3 protein-coding genes are annotated in these 3,515 nt (G+C 48.1%); all 3 read right to left on the reverse strand.

Going from position 1 to position 3,515, the window contains the following annotated elements:
• Window positions 1-354 precede the first annotated feature (354 nt).
• Complete coding sequence (locus tag ACYC56_RS13375) at window positions 355-1,020, reverse strand: TetR/AcrR family transcriptional regulator (RefSeq protein ID WP_461374671.1); 666 nt, start codon at window positions 1,018-1,020, stop codon at window positions 355-357.
• A gap of 238 nt (window positions 1,021-1,258) precedes the next feature.
• On the reverse strand, window positions 1,259-2,485 hold the full coding sequence (locus ACYC56_RS13380) for an MFS transporter (RefSeq protein WP_461374672.1): 1,227 nt from the start codon (window positions 2,483-2,485) through the stop codon (window positions 1,259-1,261).
• A 99-nt stretch (window positions 2,486-2,584) separates the two neighbouring features.
• On the reverse strand, window positions 2,585-3,515 hold a 931-nt coding region (locus ACYC56_RS13385; protein ID WP_461374673.1), incomplete at its 5' end, for an NAD(P)H-dependent flavin oxidoreductase.

Consider the following 3,515-nt stretch of genomic DNA (forward strand, 5'->3'; position numbering starts at 1 on the left):
ATCAACTCCGCCGCCTGGGTCAGGGCATCGATACAGAGCTCCTCGGTCCGCTTGTCCGGAAATGCCCGGTCGAATTTCGATTGACCGGCGGTTACCAGGTACACCGGCCTCATCAGTTTTGGAATTGCTAATTGTTGGTCGCTGAATTTAATCATAGATCAATTACCTCTTCTTTCTAGTTTATACTTGTTATCGTTTTATTTGGTTCATTTCTTGCCATTTTGCCTACTAACGGCCTTCCTTGATCTTCTTCCATCCGCTCGGCTTCGCCGAGCTCCCCAAGAGGCCCGCCGGCCACCATCAAAACCCTTCAATTCCATTTGGGAACCCGCAAATTTCCTTTCTTAAATGTTATCATCCCTGATTCTCCTTTTTAATTTTTAGTTGACTGATATAAAATTTAAGTTGACTAATGGTTTGCTTCCATATGTCCGGATCCCTTCCGGCTGAATAGAGTGTAACGGCCCCATTAATGGAAATCACGATGAAATCGGCGATTTCCTTAAAGTTAAGTCCTTTTTTCACCAGACCCTTTTTATCCGCCTCCTCCAGCCAGGAGCGAAACAAACGGGAAAAATCGATAAATCCCAGGAGGACTTTTTTACTCATAGGGGCTGATTGACCCGAAAGCTCAACCAGCATATTGGCAAAAAAACACCCCCCCTCGAAAACATCGGCTCCCAGATAATTTTTTAGGGCGTTTTCAATGGTTTTTTCTATGCGTTTAAGGGGATCGGCGGTCTTTCTGACATCCTTGAACACAATGCCTCTCCAAATCATTACTGCCTCTTCATAAACGGCATTCCAGATGGCTTCCTTGCTCCGGAAATGACCGTAGAGTCCTCCCTTGGTCAGATGGGTGGCCTCCTGGATATCACTAATGGAAGTATTGAAATACCCCTTGACGGAAAAGAGCTGCAGGGATTTATTTACAATCTGTTGGCGGGTTTGGATTCCTTTGGTTCCCATATTCAACTGATCTCCACAATAAAAAGCAGAACGGTTGGTATATTTTTGCATAAGAAGAAAATTTGTCAAGAAAAAATCGGCCCCAGGGATTTAATGAATACTTGACCTTGACCTGCCCCGATAAGTCGTACCAATTTCTAAGAGAGCGCAACCACATTTTCTAGCCACTCTGGCTTAATAGCCTCTGGAGCAGGAGGTTGATAATTTAATGAGCTAGGCGGCCTGATGGTATTATATTCTACCTTTTAGAATAGTTGTGGAAGCTATTTTCCGGTTTCTTTCTCCTTCTTCATAGGGTCTTAAGCGGGGGGTGAATGATGGACATGGCAATCAAAAAAATGAACAGAATCGCGCCACCGGCCGAAACGACAAGGGCTGCGCTGAAAAGCTGGGCCAATGCTCCTGCCGGTAAAGCCGCCAGGGGCATTAATCCCCAGGTCATGATGAAAATGCTCATCACTCGACCGGTCAGCGCTGGTGGAGTATTGGACATAATCAAGGACATGATGAGTGTTAGAAACATCGATCCGCCGGCTCCAACAAAAAACAGGAAGGCCATGGCCACCACCAGGTTCCAAGTCATGCCGAAACAGACCAGGGAAAACCCGAACAGCATACCCGATGAAAGCATCAATACACCCTTGCGCCGGAAATCGCCTAAAGCCGCAAGGAAAAAAGACCCGCAAAAAGCGCCGATTCCGGCGGAAGACATGAGAAACCCCAGGCCCGTTTCCCCGGCTTTAAAAATCGTCTTGGCAAATACCGGCATGAGCGGAAAATATGATGTCGCGGTGATGAGTGGTACAAAGGCCATAAGAAGCAAACTTAACAAAGTGGGATTCGATCGGACATATCGGAGGCCTTCCAGAACATCCTTTTTTACCGAAGCCCGCTGGTCTGTTTTTTTCAGTGGTTTTTCTCCTTTGGGGAGCAACAGGAGAGAAAAAAAGGCCAGTCCGTAGCCTAGCGCCACGATTCCAAATACACCTGGAATATTTATAATAGTCAACAAAACGCCGGCCAAGGCCGGCGAACCGATTTGACAGATATTGCCCGCGGCAGAATTCAGGGCAATGGCATTGGTCAACTCATCTTCGTTCACCAGTTCCATTAAAAAGGCCTGCCTGGCCGGCAGGTTGAAAGAGGACACCGTTCCGGAAACAAAGGAAGCCACCACCAGGTGCCATAAAACGATAACTTTGAATACAACCAGACCGGTTATGGCTACCGAGATAGCACAGAGACTGGCTTGGGTAAGGAGCAGGAGGTTTCTTTTCCTGACCCGGTCGGCCACCGCGCCACCAAAGAGAGAAAGCAGGATCAGCGGAATACCCGATCCCGCCATGACGATTCCCAGGGCCAACGGGGAGTTCGTCATGGTGTAAACCAGCCATCCGCCGGCAATGCCCGCCATCTGCATGGCATTCATGGAGGCAAACATTCCCAGCCACAGGATGCGAAAACTCCTGTTTTTTAATGAATAGAGCGGATGTTGTCTGGTTTTCTTTTCGGTCACTGAAATATTACCAGTAGTTGAAGCAGGGTCATCATTCCTTACACGAAAATGACCCCGATCAAGGCCTCGATATAATGACTCCAGCCAAAATATCTACCCTTACAGATTTGACAGTTTATCCAGAACCGCGTCGGCTTGGGCCATCAGGTCCCTTATTACCCGATCAACACTTTTAACTTCTTTGATCAGACCGGCCACCTGGCCGGCGCTCATTAGGCCCTTAACAACATCCGGAGAGGTAGACGGAGCTGATTGAGTTTTCATCAAGGCTTCCATTTCGGTAATGGAAGCCCCTTTTTTTTCCCTCTGGAGAAGCTGCAGGGTAAATGGGGTTTTTAAAACTCTTAAAAGAGCGTTGCTGTGTCCGATCACTACAGTATCGTCGTCCTGGGCTTCAATAACAGCTCTCTTGTAGTTTTCATGGATTATGGCTTCGGTAGTGGCCAGAAAGCGGGTCCCCATTTGTATTCCTTCCGCGCCAAGTGATAGAGCGGCCACCAATCCTCGTCCATCCGCGAACCCCCCGGCGGCAATCACCGGTATTTTAACCCTTTCAACAACCTGGGGTATCAGAACCATGGTTGTAATTTCATCAAAACTACCATGACCTCCCGATTCAGTTCCCTCGGCGATGACTGCATCTACTCCAGCCTCTTCTGCCTTCATGGCCAGCCTGACCGATGGGACCACATGCAATACCTTGACCCCATTTTCTTTGAACACCTTGGTGAATTTTGCCGGATCCCCGGCGGAAGTTGTGACTACAGGAATCTTCTGTTCTAAAACCAGATCAACTATTTCAGGGGCATTTTTTCGACGTACCGAGATATTGACCGCGAAAGGTTTATCGGTGATCCTCCGAACCTTGATGATTTGCTGAGTGAGCATCTCTTTGGGAGCAGAGGCGCCGGCCAGAGTTCCAAGACCGCCCGCCATTGAAACCGCGGCTGCCATTTCCGACATACTAATGAACTGCATAGCCCCTTGAATAATGGGATATTCTATGCCCAACAGATTGCATATCCTGGTT

The sequence above is a fragment of the Candidatus Aquicultor sp. genome (assembly GCF_054640775.1).